Consider the following 21,788-nt stretch of genomic DNA (forward strand, 5'->3'; position numbering starts at 1 on the left):
TCTGCTGATGAAGAAGGTCAGTGAATTTTGATTTGGTGATTTACCTCACGCAGAGACGCGGAGGCGCGGAGGGTGAGAGTGGGTTTACAAGCGGTGGGTAATGAATTTAATTATGTAATTGCGATCGCTCCACTCTTTACGTCTTTGCGCGAGACTTAACCAAATTTACGCTTAGACATTCAAATTTGGCAGTGGTGAAGCGATCGCTATGGTAAATTGTGAGGCGATTAATAAAAGTGCAAAATACCCTTGAGTTACGATAACACCTGTAAATATCTAGCCGAAACTTATCCCGCTGAGTTTGCCAAATGGCTACTTTCATCTGACACCGTTGATAATATTCAAGTACTCAAAACCGAACTCACTCTCGAACCAATTCGCGCTGATTCAGTAACTTTCCTACAAATTGCCAACCAAATTTTACATATAGAGTTCCAAACCACATCCCAATCCACACCACCACTAGATTTTAGAATGCTGGATTATTACACCAGATTAAAACGTCAATATTTCTGGTGTGAAATTCATCAAGTGTTAATTTTCTTACAACCGACATCATCCGATATTGTGTATAAAACTCAGTACACAGACAGCAACACCATACACAAATATCGTGTAATTCGTTTATGGGAAGAAGAACCAGCCACACTATTCGCTAATCCTGCACTTTTACCCCTAGCAACATTAGCTAAAACCAACTCGCCCCAAGGATTATTAACCCAAGTCGCGGCGGCTGTGGATATGATTGAAGAAACAGATGAGCGACAAAATATTTCCGCTTGTGTTCAAATTTTAGCTGGTTTGCGGTTTGAGAAAAACTTAATTACACAACTTTTCAGTGAGGAAATTATGCAAGAATCTGTCATTTATCAAGATATTTTGCAAAAGGGATTACAACAAGGAGAAGCAAGAGGAAAGAGACAAGAGGCACTGGGATTAATCTTGCGTCAGTTAAAACGCCGATTTGGTGTAATTGAACCACAGACAGAACAGCAAATTCAAACTTTATCGATTACTCAATTGGAAGATTTAGCTGAGGCGTTGTTAGATTTTACTAGTCAAAATGATTTGGTGAATTATTTAGCTAATCTCTCTGAGTCTAGTTAAAAAAATTATGCGATCGCTCGCTACAAACACTTCACCAAAAAATTAGCTCCCCAACTTTTATAAAAAGTCGGGGAGCTTTTTGATTGCAAATATTTTTAAATCAGTGATTGACCTGTATAAAATTATACTTTAATATTAAGACATGAGAAAGGCGATCGCCCTCCGGCAAGAGTCTGCGATCGCCTTTCTTTAAACCCACAACAGGATTCAATTATCATGATTACACAAGTACAAAATTTTACTCAACAGTATTTACCCAGCGAAGGTTTTGAGATTCTCACACTTAAGCAATCTGCTGTATTTCCTACCAGAGAACCAGTTAAACATTTATTGATTGGTTCGCCTAAAGCGGTGACTAGTGTAATTTACCGTTTACAAGCAGTTGGTTATGCAAGTGTTGGCGACTGGAGTCCATTCCTACCCACAGCCAACTCTGGGGAAGTGATGAGTATATTAATTCGTCAAATTTTAATTGCATAACCTAAAATCGTAACCCCGGCTGTTGCGTCGGGGTTAAAGCTAATTTCGATGTAAATGAATTTTTGCCCCGTTCATTTCAATGATTCCTTCTTGAGAAAGCTTATAAAATGCACGGGAGAGAGTTTCGGGAATTGTACCTAAAAGTGCAGCTAGTTGGGCTTTAGGTAAATCGAGTTCAACTATATCAGCATTGCCATTGCGATCGCTCAACGTAAATAAGTAATTTTTCAAGCGTTCTGGGACTTCCTGAAACGAAAGACTATCAACTAAAAAGGTTAATCGACGCAGATGTTTGGCAAAGGTTGATAGCATAGCGATCGCGAGGGTGGGATGTTGTTGCAAAACCAGCAAAAATGCTTTCCTGGGAATAAACACCACCTCAGAATTTTCGATCGCCGCAGCTGACGCAGGAAAATTCCCACCATCAAGGGCGGGTACTTCCGCAAAGTGTTCTTCTGCGCCAAAGATATGCAAAATTTGTTCTTTACCAGCATTTGCTTGCTTAAAAACTTTAATTCTGCCAGATTTGACAATAAAAAACCCTGTACCTTCATCTCCTTCCCAAAATAAGGTTTCGCCTTTTTTATAAGTTTGGGGGATAGCAATATTGGCTAGTGCTTGCAACTGTTCATCTAAAATATTTTGAAAAATTGGTGTCTTTTGCAGAAACTTTTTGACTTCTAAGACACGTTCGGTAAAACTCATCAGCAATTTTCAATCAGCAACTCATTCAGGATAGACACCCCAGCCACGATGCAAACCATAGTTAACCAAACTTTGCAAAGACTCTTGACTTAAATCAAGGATTTACTTAAGGGTAGGCAATACGCTGGAAGCATGAAGATTGGAGTTAGAAACTATGTTCTGCAACCAGTGTGAACAAACAACCCGTGGCGATGTCTGTCATCAGTGGGGTGCGTGTGGTAAAAGTCCCGAAGTTGATGCTTTGCAAGATTTGTTAGTGCATTGTTTACGGGGATTATCTCAGGTGGCGCTACAAGCTAAGTCTCTGGGAATTAGTAGTCGTGAGACTGATGAGTTTACCTGTGAGATGCTGTTTTCTACACTGACAAACGTGAATTTTGCACCGGATGATTTTGTTGCTTTCGTGAATCGGGCGATCGCGTTACGTGAAAGTCTCAAGCTGCAAATTCAAGCCACAGGTAACGCTGTTGTGGAGTCAGCAATCGCTAATTTTCAACCTGCCAGTGAGTTAAAACAACAAGTTCAGCAAGGAAAAGACCTAGAATTTGAGTTTATCAGCCAATCAGCAAAGAATGTCGATATTTTCTCTCTGAAACTAACAGTATTGTATGGACTCAAAGGTGTAGCGGCTTATGCCTTCCATGCTTTGGAACTAAATCAGCATGATGAAGATTTATATAGATTTTTCCATGAAGTTTTGGCACATCTTGATGACCAATATAAAAGTTTATCTGAATGGCTAGATTTAGCGTTAAAAGTTGGACAGATGAACCTGAAAGCAATGGAATTACTGGATGCTGGGAATACAGAAACTTTCGGTCATCCAACGCCGACAGTGGTTCCCCTCGGACATACCGCAGGTAAAGCAATTTTAGTATCAGGACATGATTTCCTGGCGTTGAAAGCTATCCTCGAACAAACAGCCGGAACAGGTATTAAAGTTTATACTCACGGTGAACTTCTGCCTGCACATGGCTATCCCAAACTCAAACAAACTTATCCGCACCTTTACGGACATTACGGTACAGCATGGCAAAATCAAACACACGAATTTGACCATTTTCCTGGTGCGATCGCCATGACAACCAACTGCCTCATGCCTCCCCATGAATCTTACAAAGATAAAGTATTTACACTGGGGCCTGTTGGTTATCCAGGATTATTAAATATCAGTATTCGTGATGTTGCACCAATTATTCAAAAAGCCTTAGAACTACCGGGATTTGCTGATGAACAAGATAAGGGTACTGTCACCACAGGTTTTGCGCGGAATGCCGTGTTGAGTGTAGCTGATACCGTGATTGAAGGTGTAAAACAAGGTCAAATCCGGCACTTTTTCTTAGTTGGTGGTTGTGATGGTGCAAAACCGGGACGCAATTACTACAGCGAGTTAGTAGAACAAATGCCGAGTGATTGTATTGTTTTAACTTTAGGTTGTGGTAAATTCCGTTTCTTTGACAAAAACTTAGGCGAAATCGGCGGTATTCCCCGACTGTTAGATTTGGGTCAATGTAATGATGCTTACTCAGCAATTAAGATTGCCGTAGCCTTAGCCGACGCTTTTGGTGTGAGTGTGAATCAACTGCCATTATCTTTAGTATTGTCTTGGTATGAACAAAAAGCGATCGCAGTTCTCCTCACACTACTCCACCTCGGCATTCAAAATATCCGTATCGGCCCTACACTACCAGCTTTCTTCACACCCAATATTGTGAAGCTACTTTCAGCAACATACAACCTCAAACTGATTACAACTCCAGAACAAGACTTAGCAGCTTGTCTCGTCGCTTAATGCTAAATATAGTGGTTCTCGGTTGAATGTAGCACTGTTTTGACCGAATCAGTGAACAGTGAACAGTGACCAGTTACCAGTTACCAGAGAGACTTTTCACTGTTCACAAGACGGTACAAGCCCCCAAATTCATTTGTGGAAAAAAGAAAAGTTATTCCTTGCTAAAATCCCCTGAATTTATTCATAGGGATTAACTGGTCACTGGTAACTGATAACTGGTAACTGTTAACTCTCTCCTTCAAGGCTACGGTGTACACACAAATATTCGTGTAGTGCATCTGTCCCGCCTCGGAATCAATTCCGAGTCTCATAGCGCAAGTCATCTGAAGATGACTCAACTAAAAACGTATTTCAGTCCACGCTTTGTGGACTTTGGCTATGAGCCTGGAACTTTAGTTCTAGGCGGGATGCGGTTTGATACTGCCAATTGTCGACTTGTATGTTCCCCTTCCCTACAAGGGAAGGGGTTAGAGGTAAGGTCTGTATTTGTTTACCTAGTCCGTAACAACTGCACAAAAGTATTACTCACCGTATTATCCTTAGTATCCGCCGCGTATTGAATCAACTTCTCCCGCAGTTCTTTCGCTGCATCTAACGGGAGTAAGGTGGCTAACAAAAAGTACACCCCACGAAAACGGGGATCGCCCATTCTATCTACTAACAGTACTTCCGCTTCATCGCTGTTGCCGAGGAAATTCTGCACTAAGAAAAAGTCCATGATTTTATCGTGGCGGAAGTACCATTCTTGCTTGGCTTCCCCTTTTTCATCTTGCCATTGACGGCTGACGACCATTTTGTATTTCTCGTCTTCTAAAGATTTCACAACTTGGAAAAATTCATCGGCGGGTAAGGCTTGTTTATCTTGCATCCGCATTTCGTAGACGGCGGCGGCGAATTTCTTTAACGGAAATTCTTGATTCCATTCTTTGAGGTATTCTGCCGCCATCAAATTATATTGCTGTTCTTGCAGGCGGAATAAGTTGGGATGTTTGCCTTGGGATAACATCAGGGCAACTACTGTTAAATCCATTGGGTTGGAGAGAATGCGGCGGGCGGCGTTTAATTCTTCTTGGGGTTGCTGGGTGGTGAGGACTTCTTGGAGGTAATTAATGCAGGCTATTTCGTAATCTTGACCTTGGACTGTGGCATCTTTGGGCAGTCGCGGCTGACGGGAAAGGAGAAACTCTTGAATTTGGGTTTGTTCCAGGGGTTGTAAGTAATAGGTTTTGGCCGTTGAGGGTGGTGTCCACTCTAGGGGTTGGGTTGTCATAATAATGTTGCCCCGGAAATAGCTTTCGACAAACTGGCAGATTTTGGCGCGTGTTTCGGCTGTGACTTCGTTGAGTCCGTCGATGCAGATGTCAATGGCACCACTGTATATCAGGTTTTTCAGGAAGTCAGCATCTTGGGCTTGCCCGTGTAGTTTGTCTTGGATGGCTTCAATTACGCCTTTATGGCATTTTTGGGCAGGGAGGTAAACAACGATGCGTTGAGAGTTTGTCAGCAGATGGCGGAGAAACATCGACTTGCCCAAACCGGAATCACCTTGTAAGATAACTTGTCCGTTGATGCCGGGGAGGGCGGCGGTAACAGGGAGGATGTCGCCTGAAGGAACTTTGACTTGCGACTGGGGAAAGTATGATTGGTCATGAAAGTTATCTAACCCGGCATCGGCGAGGAGGGAAGGTTTGAAGGGTTCAAATAATTTGCGGCGGAAAAAGGGAACCCAGGTGAGGAGAAAGCCGACGTAGCCCACGCCGAGAATGCGGCGTACCCAAGGGTTCCAGAAGAAGATGGCTTGGACTTGGGGGAATTTAGGGTAGGCGAAGATGAGGGCAAGCCAAAAGGCGGCGTGAGAGATAATAGTAATTCTGGCGTTGAAAAACCACTGCCAACCTTTGAGGTTAACTATGACTGATTGCAGTGAGTCGGCTTCGCTGTAGTTGGCTTTTTTGAGGTTGTGGTAGTGGGTTTCTAAAATGGTAATATCTTGGGGTTGCCAAGAGACTTTTCTGGCGACTACGGCAATTTGCTTTGCTAAATCTTCCCGTAATCGTGTCAAGCCTTGGCTAGGTTCCCAAGCTTGGGCGAAGATGTGCAAAGTTTTTATACCTTCAGCGTGTATCAGTTTATCAGGAAATGCTTTCGGTCTACCCAGCCATGCAAGCAAGGTTTTGACTTCATCAGTACCGCCACCCAGGAAATATGTTAAAAATCGCCACTTTGCAAATTCTGATTGATCTGTGTAGTAGACGCTATCCAAAATTACAACAATATTATTCAGATTGAGTTTTTCTATCTTTTCTAATGCCTCTGCTGCACGGGAACGAACATTAATGTCAACGAATTCATCCTTGAACAAGTCGAGGATGTCTTGGACGTAGGGTTTGGCAGCATCGTCTAGATTTGCCAATGCCACTGCTGCACCGGAACGAAGATAACTGTCAACAGATTTATCCTTGAGGATGTCAGCGATGTCTTTGACGTAGGGTTGGGCAGCATCACCTAGATTTCCCAATGCCTCTGCTGCACCATAACGAAGATTACTGTCAATGGATTTATCCTTGAGGATATCAGCGATGTCTTGGACGTAGGGTTTGGCAGCATAGCCCAGATTTGCCAATGCCGCTGCTGCACCGTAACGAACAAAATTGTCAACGGATTTATCCTTGAGGATATCAGCGATGTCTTTAACGTAAGGTTTGACAGCATCGCCTAGATTTCCTAATGCCGCTGCTGCTCCGGAACGAACATTACTTTCAACGGATTTATCCTTGAGCAAGTTGAGGATGTCTTTGATATAGGGTTTAGCAGCATCACTCTTTGTCAATGCCACTGCTGCATCGTAACGAGCATTACTGTCAACGGATTTATCCTTGAGCAAGTCGAGGATAATTTAAAGTTCACTTCATAAATCATCTCTCAGACTCTGAGCCTTTTCCATATATTTAACTAGGTGCGATCGCTAATTACCCAGAACTGGACGAAAACCGTCCGTATTTTCTCGATATTCCGTAAATGCAGTATATTTATTAACCTCGTAATTTCCTTTAAGTATTAACTGACATTTGTCTGTAATTATGCTGAATCTTCCGCAGGCATAGTTGAATAATTCGGTGTAACTTCTTATAGAAATTCCATTAAATATTGATATTATGCCTGAGCGAAACTTCTATTTTTACTTTCAGGACGTAATGCAAATATATATGTTAAGTCAATCTTACTTAATCCAAAGATATTCACTCAGGTTTCTCCGTATGATCACTGCTTTATAGAATCTTTAATTGCAATAATATAGTTATTAAGAAAACCTAAAAATATTGAATCAACGCTTAAGATTCAGTGTAAAACTTGCGTGAACTAAAAATATAAACAATCAAGAAATATGTTAGATACCGTGAGCAAAGAGTTGACACTTTTTTGGCAACAAATAGAACAGAGAACTCAATTCCATGCAGGTTATCCATATAACTTAAGTTGTGATTTCACTTATCTAACCAAGTTCTTTAATTTTTTATTAAATAATGCTGGCGACCCTTATGTAGAACCAGATTTTGGTCTACATTCCCGCAAATTTGAACAAGAAGTTCTATCATTTTTTTCTCAACTATATAAAATTCCTGAAAATGAATCGTGGGGCTATGTAACTGCTGGTGGAACAGAAGGAAATTTATATGGAATGCTATTAGCAAGAGAAATTTATCCCGATGGCATTCTCTATTCATCTCAAGACTCTCATTACTCCATTGCTAAAGCCGCTAGACTGTTTGGGATAAAGCATCAAGTAATTAATTCCCAAACTAATGGCGAGATGAACTATCAACATTTATCCCAAGCAATTCAGCAAAATTCTCAGCGTCCAGTAATTCTTAACTTGAATATTGGCACTACTGTTAAAGGCGCAATTGATGACCTAGACAAAGTTTTAGAAATTCTCAAGCGACATCAAATCAAAGATTACTACATTCATTGTGATGCCGCACTTTCGGGGATGATTTTACCCTTTTTAGAGAATGCACCTCAAATTAACTTTCAAAGACCAATAGATAGTATCGCTATTTCTGGTAAATTCATTGGTTCACCCCTACCTTGTGGTGTAGTCTTAACCAAGAAAAAGTGGGTAGAAAAAGTAGAAACTATGATTGAATATATCGGTTCTAAAGATACCACTATTCTTGGTTCTCGTAATGGTCATACGCCTCTGATTATTTGGTATGCCCTGAAAACCAGAGGTTATGAAGGATTCGCCAAAGAAGCAAAAACATGTATTCAAAATGCCCAATATTTATTCCAGCAACTTCAATTGCGAGAATATCCCTGTATGCTGAATAAATTCTCGAATACTGTGGTGTTTCAAAAGCCAAGCCAACCATTAATCAAAAAATGGCAATTGGCAACTATGGATAATGTGGCACATCTAATAGTAATGCAAAATATAGACCGCCACAAAATTGATACTTTCGTGAACGAACTTGTCTTCCAAGAAGGATTATTACCAGAACCAGAATATTTACAACTGCAACCTATATTCTCTTAATTAACGTGAATCTCACAAACCTCTCCCTCTCACATTCTCTCTCCTAACAGACTTGATTATAAATTACCCTCCTTCATGCCTTGTACAAGTGTAGATTTTAACAATGTGATGAGTCATAACTCTAAAAATCACGAGTTCATGCGAGTTACATCACCCCTACACCCAAATCAATATTGTTGAGGGTGAGGTCAAAACTGTATTCATCGAATTCAGGTTAATTAAGAAGATGTCTATTTGTTCAAGGACTAAGAACTTATGGAATTAGCCAATAAAGTTGCATTAGTGACTGGAGGTAGTTCTGGTATTGGTCGAGCGACAGCTAAACTGTTTGCGGCTGAAGGTGCTAAAGTAGCAATCGCAGATATTGATACCACTGGTGGTTTATCTCTGCTGGAAGAAATCAAACATAGTGGTGGAGAAGCCACTTTTCACAACTGCGATGTGAGTGATGAAAATCAGGTACAGCATTGGATTGCAAGTGTTGTTAATCAATGGCAAAGCATCGATATCTTAGTGGCGAATGCAGGTATTTTAGCAATTGGTTCTCTAGAAAACGCTTCCGATTCTGATTGGGATAAAGTTTTAGGAACCAATGTTAAAGGCTATGCTTTTTGTGCTAAGTATGCCATCCCTCACATACGTCAGCGTGGTGGTGGTGCCATTGTCAATGTTGCATCTATAGCGGCTTTGATTGCTTTTCCCAATTTTGCATTGTATAACACTACCAAAGGTGCAGTTGTCCAATTAACCCGCAGTTTGGCGCGTGACCTCGCAACAGAAAATATTCGAGTTAATTGTGTTTGTCCAGGTGTAATTGATACATTACAGGTGCAACAATTTGCTGATTGGCAAGGTGTGACCAAAGAAGAAGCAATTAATCAACTCGCGGCGACAATTCCCGTACAGAGGGTAGGAGAACCCCATGAAGTAGCTCAAGCTATTTTATTCCTGGCTTCTGACAAAGCCTCATATATTACAGCAACATCCTTGGTGATAGATGGGGGTTATACGGTGCAGTAGTTAAGGGGGATAAGGGAGACAAGGTAGACAAGGGGAGGGTTTCGACACTTCGCTTCGGCAAAGCTCAGTGACCGAAGCCTATCGAGCATTGAGCGTTCACGTAGCGTCTCCCTTGGGGAGAAGTCAAAATGCTTCTTTTAGCTATTTATAACCTGTAACCTGTAATACTAATTTTTTATTAAGCTGCATAGAATCCGATCCCCTTGAGCATCCCCTTCAAAAGGGGGAAAACGGAAGAAAATATATCAAAGTCCCCCTTTTTAAGGGGGATTTAGGGGGATCGAAATATGTGCAACTTCACATTAAATTGGTATAACCTGTAACCTATCACCTGTAACCTATCACCTGCTTTGATTTTGCAACTCATAGCCCCCAGCTTTAATTGTCAATTTACCTGATTTCCATTCTTGATAAATTGGGCTTTTAACACCATCAGCACTTTGATAAACAGCAAAATGTTCTCGCCAATTATGCTGTTTGCCATTACGCCAAACTTTCGGTAAATTTGCACCTTGATATTGCATTTTTACCTTACCGAAAACACCTTGATATTCCACTTCTCCCTTATCTAGTTGCTGGAGATTTAAGCAAGATTGAGAAATGACAGACTGTTGAAATTTCTCCCAACTACCGTGGGTTGCTGGTTCGCCAACTTCTAGGGCAAAGCCTGTGTATTTTTTACCATTACCTGTTGCTGTCAAAATTTGGTCATCAGGATATCGCTTTTGAATTTTTTGAGTTGCTGTTGTATTCACTCCTTCCACAACTAAATTAATTGGTGTTAATGCCAGCCATGTTTTTTCGTATTTAATAAAAGTTATGCCCTTATTCGTTTCGACCAATGCAGATTTAGGGAGCAAGAATTGAAATGGTGCTTTTGGTTGGTGATTTAGCCAGATTACCAAATTACGATATTGAGCAATGTTTTCACCGCCAACGGAAGCTGTAGAGATTTTTGTGGGGTCGGTTCCTGTGGAAGCAATAAAATAATCTACCCCACGTTTAGAATTAAACGCCATCATTTTAAAACCGTTCCAGTCGCCGCCAGAACCTTGGGCTAATGTTCCTAATTGAAATGTCTGACCAAAATAAAGAGTTTCATAAAACTGTGGTGCAGTATCATTTCCCGGTTTCCAGTTTTCGTAAGTGGGTTTAGAATTAAGTAATTCCACTGGTTTGGGAAATTGCTTTTTCGCTAAGGCCACAATTGCTGGTGGGGGACGGTAGCTGCTGGTAATCAGGTGTACTTCGTCTGGGGATGAGTTGGGATCTAAGATGGGGGAATCACCAAAATATAGTCCTAATTCATGAGTTGCTAAGGCACACCAAACGCAGTTACCGCCGCTATTGTCGCGCTTTGAGGGGCCACCAAAACCACCTCGCCAATATTTCAACGCGCCAGCCGCAAAAAACCAATCAAGTGCAGACTTAGCCAGAGATTTGGTTTCTGGATCTTGAGCAAAATCATAGAGGTTGATATAGCCTGTAATGGTATGTCCCAGGTAGTTTTCTGAGTCCCATTCGCCTTGACCAATTTGGTAGAGAGTGTGGATATCGCGCCGAATACGTTCTTTATAGATTTTGCGTGTGGCTTCGTTACCTGTTTCTTGAGCAAATAAATAAACTGCTACATCCCGCATTCCTTTTAAATTATCAGTGTTACGGCAGTCTACCCAAGTATTGCAGTTATCAGATGATTTCAACCAAAATTTGCGAGGTGTGCTGAACTTGCGTGTCAATGGGTCTTTTTCGGTAAAAATTGCCATTGCTTTTTTCATACGCTGACGATAACTTGGGTCAAGATATTTGCCAAAGTAGAAGTATTTACGGACTTGACCTTTGAGGGTAAAGCTAGAGTAAAAATCAATACCCAATGTATGTTGATGAAATTGCGGATCTGCGTCTTCCGATTGTAAAAAAGCGATCGCCTTTTCTCGATTACCTGCTAAAAAGTCCATCATCGCCTTGGGATAAGACCTTTTTTCATTCTCAAAGGCGGTTGAACCGTAGTTCTTACCAGCAAATTTGGCAATTGCTTGTTGAGAGCGGTCTTTAAACTCAGCTTCCATCTGCGGTGTCCATTGCGACTCAGGTTTAGGCCGGGTAGCTCCCAAACATAGCAAACAGATGATAAAAGCTAAACCAGGGTGTAACTTGTTCATAAGTAATATATTACACCTCAAAAAAATTCCTCTCCGATAAATTACTGCTCAGTAGTAGTTCTACAACAGAACCTTCCAAAGCTGGGAAAAAGAAATATCCTTGTCCTTGGTCGCACTGTAAGGCTTTGAGTTGGGCTAATTGTTCTACTGTTTCAATGCCTTCGGCAGTAACTGACATATTTAAACTGTGGGCTAATGTAATAATGGCTCGCACAATTTCTAAATTTTCCCCTCGACTACCGATATTACTAATAAAAGAGCGATCGATTTTAATCGTTCTCAGTGGTAAGCGGTGTAAATAACTTAAGGATGAATAACCTGTGCCGAAATCATCCATGTGTAACTCGATGTTCAAGGTAGTTAATTGCGAAAGCATCGCGTTGGCTAATTCAAAGTTATCCATTAGCAAGCTTTCGGTAATTTCCAACTTCAAACTACTGGGTTCTAAACCCGTGTCTTGCAAAACTTGTTGTACTTGTTTGACAATATCCGGCTGCATAACTTGTTTACCAGAAAAATTGACACTAATTGTCAAGGGTAAACAAGTTGGAAATTGTTGATGCCAAACTTGCAATTGACGACAAGCTTCATAAAGTACCCATTGACCTATAGAAGCAATCATTCCGGTTTCTTCTGCTAAAGGAATAAATTCTTCTGGAGAAATCATGCCTCTTTCGGGGTGATGCCATCTAATTAAGGCTTCAAAACCAATAATTCTACCCGTCATGAGGGAAACAATAGGCTGATAGTGTAGGCGAAATTCTTCTTGCTGAATCAGTGCATGACGCATCGCTGTTTCTAACTGCAATAGCAGAGATGCAGTTTCGTGCATAGTGGGGTGAAAGATTTCATAACGTGCTTTACCGCGAGATTTTGCCGAATACATAGCCACATCAGCATCTCGCAGGATATGTACAGCTTGCTCATAATTATTTGTACTCAAGGCAATACCCATACTTGCGTTGGTAAATACTGTGTGTTCACTTAATTGAAAAGGTAAAGCGAGTAAATTGTGAATGCGTTCGGCGACTTGAATTGCACCGTTGATGCCATCGATTTCTTCCAGTAAAATTGTGAACTCATCACCACCAAACCGCGCCACCATATCGCCTGCACGTAAAATTGATTGGAGTCGATGGGAAATGGCAATTAACAGTTGATTGCCGAGTAAATGTCCTAAACTATCATTAATGACTTTAAAGCGGTCTAAATCTAAAAAGATGACAGCAAAGACATAATCTTTTTGTTGTTTGCTGCGTTCTAGAGATAGTTTAACTCGCTCCATAAATAAAGATTGGTTGGGTAGTCCTGTGAGGGCATCATGTAAACTGTTGTGCAGCAATAGTTCTTGGGTTCGCTGTCGTTCGAGAATATCTTGTTGCAGCTGTTGATTAACTCTCATCAGTTCAATGGTGCGTTCTGCAACTAACTGTTCCAGCTGACAACGGTATTGTTTGAGTTCTTCTTCGGCTAGTTTGCGTTGAGTAATATCTCGCAGAATGACAACATACTGTCGTAATGACAGGTGAGAGGGCTGGGAAACAGTAGATTCTACAATGTATGAACCATGCTTGGTGGTAAGAGTTTGTTCACTACGCATCGACCATTGTTCTGGTTTACCATGATGGTTGACGAGAAAGAGATTTAAGCTCTGTCCGATTAATTGCTGGGTACTAATTTGAAATAATTCTTCAGCTGCTAAATTGGTTTGGAGAATTGTACCTTGTTCATCCAAAACTAAAACAATATCAGGAACAGTATTGAGGGTAGTAATAAAGAGATTTTTGGCTTGTTGGCGTGCCTGATCAATGGCGGCAATTTGTGGTAGGGTAGTCCAGCAGGCGATCGCTACCCCCACAAACGAAAGCATAACTAACACAATAGCCAGTAAAGAATTGCGTGAGTTGTTATGAAATTCACCCAATAAATCACGCAAAATCCAACTGCCAATGGCAGAAGCACAAATGAGCGATACTAAAACAATTACCTGAAGTACAACAAAATCTGGGCTATTACTAGTAAATTTTTCGGTGTAAACTTCTGTCCACCATTGGGGATGAAATGGCGCAAAGCTACAGCGACGCAAGGCGATATCTCCTATGATTAGCACCAAAGGAATAATCATTCCAATTAATAAATCTTGCCAACTCCAAGCTAACCCACCAACTACTAAAACTACTGCCTCTACCAAAAAAAAACCCAACGACCACCAAGGCCACAAAACTTCTGCTTGATTACGACATAACCACAAGCCAAAATGTAGCCCCATAATTGCTAACAAATAGCATGTGCCTGCCACTGTCACCAGGTGAGATACACTGCCTAAATTCAAACAAAGCAAACTGAGTACAAAAGTAATAAAAATAGCTGGCCCCAAAATACCTTGGCGGGAAACTACCGTAAACACAGGTGATAATTGGCCATCCAAAGCCAATTGGTAGAGAATCCGAGGAGAATTGGTCACGGCTGTGGCACAACTTAGCAGACAAGAAAATGCAATTAGTAATGTGACTAAAAAAGGGGCAAATTGTCCCCAAAAAGGTTGTGATGCCGCTAATAAATTCAAGAATGTATCTTCACCAATGTTGGTATCGGTAACAGTACACATTAAGACCCATGAACCACCAAGAAAGACGGGGGGAATTAGCCAAGTTGCTGTGGTTAAAAACTTCAAAGTTTTTTGTGGAGAACGGCTATCAGCCACAAACGAAGATGTGGTTTCGCAAGCATAAACTGAATAACTGGCAAGAAAAAACCACTTTGCCCATTCTGCAAAAGTTAGGCTATGGTTACTAGCTGGAAATAAATTAATTTCCTGAGATAAAACTAACCAAAATATGCCTTGAGTACAAAACAAAAGTACTAACGAAATTGCCGGGATCACAAAAAATAAGTGCAGTAGTGCCACAGCACGAGTCCCGCTAAAGGCCACAATAAAGGGAATCGCTGTGAAGGCAATTTTTAAGAAAGTCTCTGGACAAGAAATACCTAAAGGTTGAAAATTAACTTTAACTAAGTCTGTGAGGATAATTGCGTATAATGCTGGTGCGGCTGCCCAGCTAAAATAATATGCCAAAGCAACATAGAGACCCAAACTAGGATAGTTTTTGAGTAGCCGAGCCGTATAATTAGGTGTTCCTCCGGTTACATCCAGCCAATGTTTACCCAAACTTTGGATTTGTAAGTTCAAAATACAAGAAACAATTGTCCCAAACACCCACACGAAAATAGCTTTAGATCCCAGTGCTGCATGGATAACAGGTGCAGTGCCAATCCATCCTACATGACCCGTCAGCCCAAAACCCCATGTTTCTAGATAACTCAAGGTACGTGGCAGGCGCATTACTAACCTTTGGGTTTTGTCGGCCTGCACAGAACTATTACTGACCATTGTTTTCTAGCTAGATGTACTGACTATCATCCACTGAATAACTGATCTGGTTTGTTATGGCTTCCGTATAACTGCTGAACTTACCTGGAAAATCTTAAGTGTGAGGGTGAAAATGGGGGAATTGGGAGTGGTGATACAAGGGTTTAGGGGTATAATGGAGAATTTTGACCAAAACAGGCAGAGTACAGGAGGCAGTAATCTATTTTCCCTCTGTCAGGAGTTGCCCCTAAATTTATTTATGGGAATTTCCTCATACCCCTCTGGCTTCTTTAACCGACTCGTTCTATCTCATCTATTTCTTTGGGAACTCCAGCAGTTAATACTTCATGGCCTGTGGATGTGACGAGTACATCATCTTCGATGCGAATGCCAATGCCAATCCAACGTGGGTGGGTTTGTGGTTGGTCTTCGGCTAGTTTTGTATCTGGGACGATGTATAGCCCTGGTTCGACGGTGAGGACTTGACCGGGTTGTAAAATCTGCGGTTTGTCATCACCATGTTGGTAAACGCCAACATCATGCACATCTAAGCCTAACCAATGGCTGGTGCGGTGCATATAATATGGTTTGTATTTTTCTTCTTCAATAATTTTGTCAATTTCGCCCTGGAGAATGCCAAGGTCAATTAAGCCTGCGGTGAGGACGCGCACAGCAGTATCGTGGACTGCTTTAAAGGTGTTACCTGGTTGGACTTGGGCGATCGCTTGTTTTTGTGCTTCTAGTACAATCTCATACAATGTCTTTTGTTCTGGCGTAAACTTACCGCCTATGGGAAATGTCCGGGTAATATCGGAGTTGTAATAATTGTAGGCACAGCCAGCATCAATTAATAGCAGTTCACCATCCTGCATCTGACGATTATTTTCAATGTAGTGGAGGACGCAAGCATTCGCCCCTGAAGCCACAATCGAAGGATAAGCAGGCCCCATTGCACCCCGGTGGCGAAACAGCCATTCAATTTCGGCTTGGATTTCGTATTCATAACGTCCGGGTTTGGTAATTGCCATTGCTTGATTATGTGCTTCAATAGCGATCGCAGCTGCTTGGCGCATCATTTCTAATTCGGTTTCTGTTTTAATTAGGCGCATACTGTGAAGCACTGTACAGGTATCTTCAATGGCAATTGGCCCTGTACCTCGTTTGGGATAAGTCCGCAGTAAACTTTGATAATGTTCTAAAATTTTTTCATTAAATTGGCGATCGCGTCCCAAGTGATAATAAATGCGATCAGACTTTTCTAGATATTGCGGCAACTTTTCATCTAATTCATTAATGGGATAAGCCGCATCAGCACCATAAATTTCTTTCGCTGCATCCACACCACAGCGATAACCAGACCAAACTTCTTTTTCTCGGTCTTTTGGTTGGACAAACAACACAAAGCGATGTTCGGGATGATTTGGTGCTAACACTGCCACGGCTTGCGCTTCATTAAAGCCTGTTAAGTAAAAAAAATCACTATCTTGACGATAAGCATATTCGACATCGTTGTGCATTACTGCCATTGGCGCACTGCGAAAAATCGCCGTACCATTGCCAATTTTCGCCATTAATTGCTCCCGACGCTGCCGATATTCTAATTGCATAGTTTTTCAATTTGTCAGTTAAATACTGTGTTATTTTACCTTACTTAGTACTGAAGGCTGATTCAAAAATAAGTACTCAGCACACTTGATACTGTTTCTAACCTAGCTATGATTAAGCCTCTCAGTAGCGACTGATTGCTGTTATTTTAACGAATATTTTCTCCTGCTTGAGCGATTGTACTCAGAACTTTTTACTCAGATGAGTTTTGTCTGAATTGGGCATTCTAAATTTTGCTTGCTGATAAGTAGATAACAAACTTATTTTATATATTTAAAGCCTGACATAAATAAAAAACGCTGACAAATTACATGATTGATTATCTCGGACTTGCAAAAATAAATAAAATGATTTATACAAACAAAACTTGTATATAAACCTTGATATTTTAATTTGCAAAATGTTTAATTGAAAAACAGTAAAAAGAGAATAACTGTTATTAAATTACAGAAATGACTATGAGCTTTAAGTTAAAACTTTGAGGACAACCAGTGATCAGAACGCACTATGTCTTCAAATTCAAAATCATCTGCATTACAAGCAAATACATTTTCTGACTCTTTGAGAAAATCAAGTGAATTGTTAGATGTTCTAGACAATGCTCAAGGAATTGGCAAAACTTTTTTAGGCAGTAGTTCAGCTTCAATATTAGAAACAAGTTCTTTATCAACACAGCAAAGTACAACCTCAAAAGTCACAGCCAGCGCCAATCCCAACCCCAACCCTTACTTAAAGAGTGCCGCGATCGCGCCTGATTTTAATGGTGATGGTAAAGTCGATAAACTCTGGGTTAATGCTCAAACAGGTGAGATTGTAATTCGCCTCATGGATGGTGGACAAATTGTCTCCCAAGGTTCTATGGGTAAGTTTGACATCAACGCTTGGACTTACAGAATTGCCGATTTCAATAATGATGGCAAAACCGACTTTTTGTTGCGGAATACCCAAACAGGCGAAAATAGAATTGTCTTAATGGATGGTACAAAAGTCGCTAGTACCGCCGCTTTAGAAAAAGTTGATAGCAACTGGAATCCCTTAATTGGTGATTTCAATGGCGATCGCAAAACAGATATCTTCTGGAACAACGCTAAAACTGGTCAAAATGCCATTTGGACAATGGATGGTACAAAAGTTGCTAGTGCCAATGTTCTCGAAACCACAGCAGTTGGTTTAACTCCAACCGTTGTTGATTTTGACGGTAACGGTAGAAGTGACATCTTCTGGCGCAATGCCAATACTGGCGCTAACAGTGCTTGGTTCCTGAATGGCACACAAGTCAGCAAATTTAACCTACAATCTCAATCTTCGGCTTTAACTCCCATTCTGGGTGATTTCAACGGTGACTTAAAGACTGATATTCTGTGGCGTAACACTTCCACCGGCCAAAACAAAATTTGGACTATGAACGGTATCGTTGTTACTGAAGGCGCAGCTAAGACACTAGATTCCTCTTGGCAAGCTAACATTGGTGATTTTGACGGTGACGGCAAAACCGATATCTTCTGGCACAATCAAAAAACTGGTGAGAACACCGCTTGGTTAATGAATGGTACATCAGTTAAGTCTGAAGCCTTCCTTCCCAGCAACAGTGCATCCTTGACACCATCCTTTGGCGATTTTAATGGCGATGGTAAAACCGATGTCTACTGGCGTGATCAAGCTTCTGGTGCAGATAAGATTTGGACAATGAATGGCACAAAAGCTACAGAATCTACTGTCGCTACAAAAGATAGACTTGGTGCTGCTTGGTATACCGGCTAAAAATTGGTGATTTTGGGTGCGATTCTGACCACAGAAGGTAACAGTGATAATCAAGAGTCAGAATTTAGAATCAGTACTCTACTAAAAATTTCATAGCCTCATAGTACTGATGATCAAACTCTGATTAATTCTGATTTCTGTATTCTGGATTTTTACCGTTTAACCTTCTGTTATGGCAGTATGTTCAAAGTCAGAGCATACTGCTTATTTAAAATTAGACGCATTTTAGTAACGTCTTGTATAAGCGAGATCAATCGCTCTCTGTTCATCTTTGATTTATCAAAAAAATATTACACTGACATACTCCTTCTTTCCTATTCCTGACTCCCCATTCCTAACTCCCTGCCGACACAAGTAGATTCAGAAATCAAACCGGATTACTATATATCTCCAGATAGAGTTAATAAACTATCTCTAAGTGGGAATACTAACTTTAACCAACATCACTGGTTATGTACATTGTGAGGTTTATACCCGTGTCAGAAATTAATATCGGTGATTATTTAGCTCACCCCTTGGTGAGATATCGCAATCATCTAGAATTCAATGGCTATCATGTTGATGAAGAAGATGAATTACTGTTATGTCGTCACGCCAGAAAGCATGGTTTAATCGTTAAAAATGTACCAAATCGAGGTGTATTAATTAGAATTCTTTATTCTTGTAATCTGAATGTAGATAGACATAATCTTTTAGAATATGTAAATGAACTGAATTTATTATTTATGTTTATGAAAGCATATATTGATAATTCAGGCAGTAATTTATATATGGAAACTTTTTGTGAGGGTGAATATGATAGAACTAATTTTTCAATAGTTCTAGACAATATTGACTATGACATGGAAATGTTTATCAATCATCATCAAACTAGAGAATGTTTATTATAAAATAAAAATTAAATCGAGATTTTTGGTGGGTTATGCCCACCATTATTTTTCAATTAGAGGTTATTAATCAAGTAAAAATAAATTGTCTCTTATGTAAGGAGATACAGTAATTAGCTACATTTGTTTATACCAAAAAATCGACAATTTCAGTATTTTTAGCCATGAAATCTGCGATCGCACTGGCTCGGTATTGAAATGCGATCGCCTGTGACTTGTCTATACTCAGCATAAATAAATATCACCTTCATATTTCGCAATAATTAATAACTGGAAAGCAAAAATTTATCCTTTGTATTTGTTAACAAGTATTAAGCAAAAATTGATAGATAATCTGTATAACCCAGTGATGTAAAATCCAGAAGATAGTAAAAGGCGATAACAGAGTCTGAATAGCAATGGCACAGGATCGGAAGTCAACGGTTGTAATCACAGGTGCGTCCTCTGGAGTAGGTTTGTACGCGGCAAAAGCATTTGCTCGCAGAGGATGGCACGTTGTCATGGCCTGCCGAGATTTGGCAAAGGCTGAAAAAGCTGCTCAAGAGGTAGGTATACCCAAGGACAGCTATACCCTTCTGCACATTGACCTGGGTTCTTTGGATAGTGTGCGCCAGTTTGTTAACAACTTTAGAGCCAGTGGCAAGTATTTAGATGCGGTGGTGGCGAATGCGGCGATTTATATGCCATTAATCAAAGAGCCATTACGCAGTCCCGAAGGCTACGAATTAACCATGACCACCAATCACCTTGGTCATTTTCTGCTGTGCAAACTCTTGCTGGAGGATATGAAAAAATCTCCGGCTGCGGATAAGCGAATGGTGATTTTGGGAACAGTTACCCACAACCCAGACGAACTAGGTGGTAAGATTCCACCACGTCCAGACCTGGGTGATTTAGAAGGCTTCGCCGCAGGTTTTAAAACACCAATTTCGATGATTGATGGGAAAAAATTTGAACCCGTTAAAGCTTACAAAGATAGTAAAGTCTGCAATGTGTTAACCATGCGGGAACTGCATCGACGCTATCACGAATCAACTGGTATTACCTTCACTTCGCTATATCCGGGATGTGTAGCTGAAACACCACTATTCCGCAACCACTATCCTTTATTCCAAAAACTCTTCCCCTTGTTCCAGAAATATATTACTGGGGGATATGTTTCTCAAGATACGGCAGGAGAGAGGGTTGCAGCCGTGGTGATTGAACCAGAATATAAGCAATCTGGTGCTTATTGGAGTTGGGGAAATCGCCAGAAAAAAGAGGGTAAATCTTTTGTGCAGACAGTTTCTCCTCAAGCGCGGGATGATGCGAAAGCTGAACGTCTGTGGGATTTGAGTGAAAAGCTAGTTGGGTTAGCGTAACTAAGTTACGGTGATGAAGATAGGGTGTAAGGGGTTTGGATACATATACCCTTACACCTTACAAGTGATGAGATGAGAGGTAGACAAGGGGGACAAGGAGGACAAGGGAGACAAAACTGATGACTGGGTTTGGATAAGATATTTTAGTCAACAAATGATAATTTTAATCATGGGAGTGGCTGGTGCTGGTAAAACCACCATTGGTCAAGCATTAGTAGCCGCAACAGGATGGGAATTTTGCGATGCTGACTGGTTTCATTCCACTGCGGCGAAAACCAAAATGAGTCGAGGGGAAGCATTAACGGATGTCGATCGCCAACCTTGGTTACAATCATTGCAAACTGCGATCGCTCAATGGTTACAAGCAGAGAAAAACGTGATTTTGGCTTGTTCAGCACTCAAAGCAAGTTATCGTGATCTTCTTTGGAATCATGATCCACGGGTAAAGTTAGTATATCTTACTGGCAGTTATGAGTTAATTGCCGAAAGATTGCGCGATCGCCACAGTCACTTTATGCCAGCCAATCTTTTACAAAGCCAGTTCGATACCTTAGAAGCACCCACACCCCAAGAAGCCATTTATATTGATATCTCTCAAGATTTAGGTGCGATTTTGCCGCAAATTAGAAATAGCCTCAACGTTTAAGCGCCTGTTCCCAGATTTTTTCCTTACAGCAGTTTGTATATTTGGGGAATACTGTAGAGATGTTATGTGTAACGTCTCTACATAATTTTGGGTTTTACCCGCGATACGCTGTAATAAATATCACACGAATTACAGCATTCGCTAATAGGTAAGAATATTCAAGATAATCATCAAAATTTACATTTTTTTGGATTGAATGTGTATATCAGTGTATTTTAATTTCGTATAAATTGATATAATCTTCCATACCTAATAAAATCAAGCGCAGATTATACATATATTTTTATAATTCTGCAATATCAAGTTGCCTATTAATTAAACTCTTAAAGCAGTCAGCAACCTATTCTGAATTGAG

13 protein-coding genes and 1 pseudogene are annotated in these 21,788 nt (G+C 40.6%); 9 read left to right on the top strand and 5 right to left on the bottom strand.

Annotation, left to right across the window (positions count from 1 at the left end):
• Positions 1-249: 249 nt before the first annotated feature.
• Positions 250-1,107 carry a DUF4351 domain-containing protein gene (locus tag H6G75_RS03475; RefSeq protein ID WP_190978592.1) on the top strand — a complete coding sequence of 286 codons (858 nt, stop codon included), beginning with the start codon at positions 250-252 and terminating at the stop codon, positions 1,105-1,107.
• A 216-nt stretch (positions 1,108-1,323) separates the two neighbouring features.
• Positions 1,324-1,587, top strand: coding sequence for a hypothetical protein (locus H6G75_RS03480; protein ID WP_190978663.1), 264 nt, complete (start codon positions 1,324-1,326; stop codon positions 1,585-1,587).
• 39 nt (positions 1,588-1,626) lie between these two features.
• Here the strand turns inward: H6G75_RS03480 and H6G75_RS03485 are convergent, their stop codons facing one another.
• Entirely contained in the window at positions 1,627-2,292 is a 666-nt protein-coding gene (locus tag H6G75_RS03485) for a Crp/Fnr family transcriptional regulator (protein ID WP_190978593.1), read from the bottom strand.
• 154 nt (positions 2,293-2,446) lie between these two features.
• Between H6G75_RS03485 and hcp the strand changes: the two genes are divergently transcribed.
• Positions 2,447-4,084 (top strand): hydroxylamine reductase, encoded by a 1,638-nt coding sequence (hcp, locus tag H6G75_RS03490; RefSeq protein ID WP_190978594.1) that lies wholly within the window; start codon positions 2,447-2,449, stop codon positions 4,082-4,084.
• A gap of 490 nt (positions 4,085-4,574) precedes the next feature.
• On the opposite strand, the pseudogene H6G75_RS03495 reads toward hcp, so the two are convergent.
• Positions 4,575-6,977 (bottom strand): annotated as a pseudogene (locus H6G75_RS03495) (PBS lyase); the annotation flags it as partial.
• 492 nt (positions 6,978-7,469) lie between these two features.
• On the opposite strand from H6G75_RS03495, the gene H6G75_RS03500 reads away from it, so the two are divergent.
• Both H6G75_RS03500 and H6G75_RS03505 read left to right on the top strand, forming a co-directional pair.
• Positions 7,470-8,621 carry a histidine decarboxylase gene (locus tag H6G75_RS03500; RefSeq protein WP_190978595.1) on the top strand — a complete coding sequence of 384 codons (1,152 nt, stop codon included), beginning with the start codon at positions 7,470-7,472 and terminating at the stop codon, positions 8,619-8,621.
• A 255-nt stretch (positions 8,622-8,876) separates the two neighbouring features.
• Positions 8,877-9,641: an SDR family NAD(P)-dependent oxidoreductase gene (locus H6G75_RS03505; RefSeq protein ID WP_190978596.1), complete on the top strand. Its 765-nt coding sequence runs from the start codon at positions 8,877-8,879 to the stop codon at positions 9,639-9,641.
• Positions 9,642-9,982: 341 nt separating this feature from the next.
• Here H6G75_RS03505 and H6G75_RS03510 read toward each other — a convergent pair whose 3' ends face one another.
• From H6G75_RS03510 to H6G75_RS03520, 3 genes are all read right to left on the bottom strand, one after another.
• On the bottom strand, positions 9,983-11,710 hold the full coding sequence (locus H6G75_RS03510) for a hypothetical protein (RefSeq protein WP_190978657.1): 1,728 nt from the start codon (positions 11,708-11,710) through the stop codon (positions 9,983-9,985).
• 103 nt (positions 11,711-11,813) lie between these two features.
• The gene (locus H6G75_RS03515) at positions 11,814-15,194 is read right to left on the bottom strand and encodes an EAL domain-containing protein (RefSeq protein ID WP_190978597.1); all 3,381 of its coding nucleotides are present in this window, start codon (positions 15,192-15,194) and stop codon (positions 11,814-11,816) included.
• A gap of 269 nt (positions 15,195-15,463) precedes the next feature.
• Positions 15,464-16,780: an aminopeptidase P N-terminal domain-containing protein gene (locus H6G75_RS03520; protein WP_190978598.1), complete on the bottom strand. Its 1,317-nt coding sequence runs from the start codon at positions 16,778-16,780 to the stop codon at positions 15,464-15,466.
• Positions 16,781-17,285: 505 nt separating this feature from the next.
• On the opposite strand from H6G75_RS03520, the gene H6G75_RS03525 reads away from it, so the two are divergent.
• The 4 genes from H6G75_RS03525 to H6G75_RS03540 all read left to right on the top strand — a co-directional run bounded on the left by H6G75_RS03525 (position 17,286) and on the right by H6G75_RS03540 (position 21,433).
• A complete protein-coding gene (locus tag H6G75_RS03525; protein WP_190978599.1) occupies positions 17,286-18,539 on the top strand; it encodes a VCBS repeat-containing protein in 1,254 nt (417 codons plus the stop codon).
• A gap of 452 nt (positions 18,540-18,991) precedes the next feature.
• Complete coding sequence (locus H6G75_RS03530; protein ID WP_199337699.1) at positions 18,992-19,429, top strand: DNA mismatch repair protein; 438 nt, start codon at positions 18,992-18,994, stop codon at positions 19,427-19,429.
• A 395-nt stretch (positions 19,430-19,824) separates the two neighbouring features.
• Positions 19,825-20,787 (top strand): protochlorophyllide reductase, encoded by a 963-nt coding sequence (locus H6G75_RS03535; protein ID WP_190978600.1) that lies wholly within the window; start codon positions 19,825-19,827, stop codon positions 20,785-20,787.
• A gap of 154 nt (positions 20,788-20,941) precedes the next feature.
• Positions 20,942-21,433, top strand: a complete 492-nt coding sequence (locus H6G75_RS03540) for a gluconokinase (protein WP_190978601.1) — start codon at positions 20,942-20,944, stop codon at positions 21,431-21,433.
• Positions 21,434-21,788 lie beyond the last annotated feature (355 nt).

This window comes from Nostoc sp. FACHB-280, assembly GCF_014697615.1.
Lineage (GTDB): Bacteria > Cyanobacteriota > Cyanobacteriia > Cyanobacteriales > Nostocaceae > Nostoc_B.

Excerpts from the sequence above, each read along its gene's own strand:
- H6G75_RS03480 (WP_190978663.1), top strand. The coding sequence starts at position 1,324 with ATGATTACACAAGTACAAAATTTTACTCAACAGTATTTACCCAGCGAA.
- H6G75_RS03485 (WP_190978593.1), bottom strand. The coding sequence starts at position 2,292 with ATGAGTTTTACCGAACGTGTCTTAGAAGTCAAAAAGTTTCTGCAAAAG.
- hcp (WP_190978594.1), top strand. The coding sequence starts at position 2,447 with ATGTTCTGCAACCAGTGTGAACAAACAACCCGTGGCGATGTCTGTCAT.
- H6G75_RS03500 (WP_190978595.1), top strand. The coding sequence starts at position 7,470 with ATGTTAGATACCGTGAGCAAAGAGTTGACACTTTTTTGGCAACAAATA.
- H6G75_RS03505 (WP_190978596.1), top strand. The coding sequence starts at position 8,877 with ATGGAATTAGCCAATAAAGTTGCATTAGTGACTGGAGGTAGTTCTGGT.
- H6G75_RS03510 (WP_190978657.1), bottom strand. The coding sequence starts at position 11,710 with ATGGAAGCTGAGTTTAAAGACCGCTCTCAACAAGCAATTGCCAAATTT.
- H6G75_RS03515 (WP_190978597.1), bottom strand. The coding sequence starts at position 15,194 with ATGGTCAGTAATAGTTCTGTGCAGGCCGACAAAACCCAAAGGTTAGTA.
- H6G75_RS03520 (WP_190978598.1), bottom strand. The coding sequence starts at position 16,780 with ATGCAATTAGAATATCGGCAGCGTCGGGAGCAATTAATGGCGAAAATT.
- H6G75_RS03525 (WP_190978599.1), top strand. The coding sequence starts at position 17,286 with ATGTCTTCAAATTCAAAATCATCTGCATTACAAGCAAATACATTTTCT.
- H6G75_RS03530 (WP_199337699.1), top strand. The coding sequence starts at position 18,992 with ATGTACATTGTGAGGTTTATACCCGTGTCAGAAATTAATATCGGTGAT.
- H6G75_RS03535 (WP_190978600.1), top strand. The coding sequence starts at position 19,825 with ATGGCACAGGATCGGAAGTCAACGGTTGTAATCACAGGTGCGTCCTCT.
- H6G75_RS03540 (WP_190978601.1), top strand. The coding sequence starts at position 20,942 with ATGATAATTTTAATCATGGGAGTGGCTGGTGCTGGTAAAACCACCATT.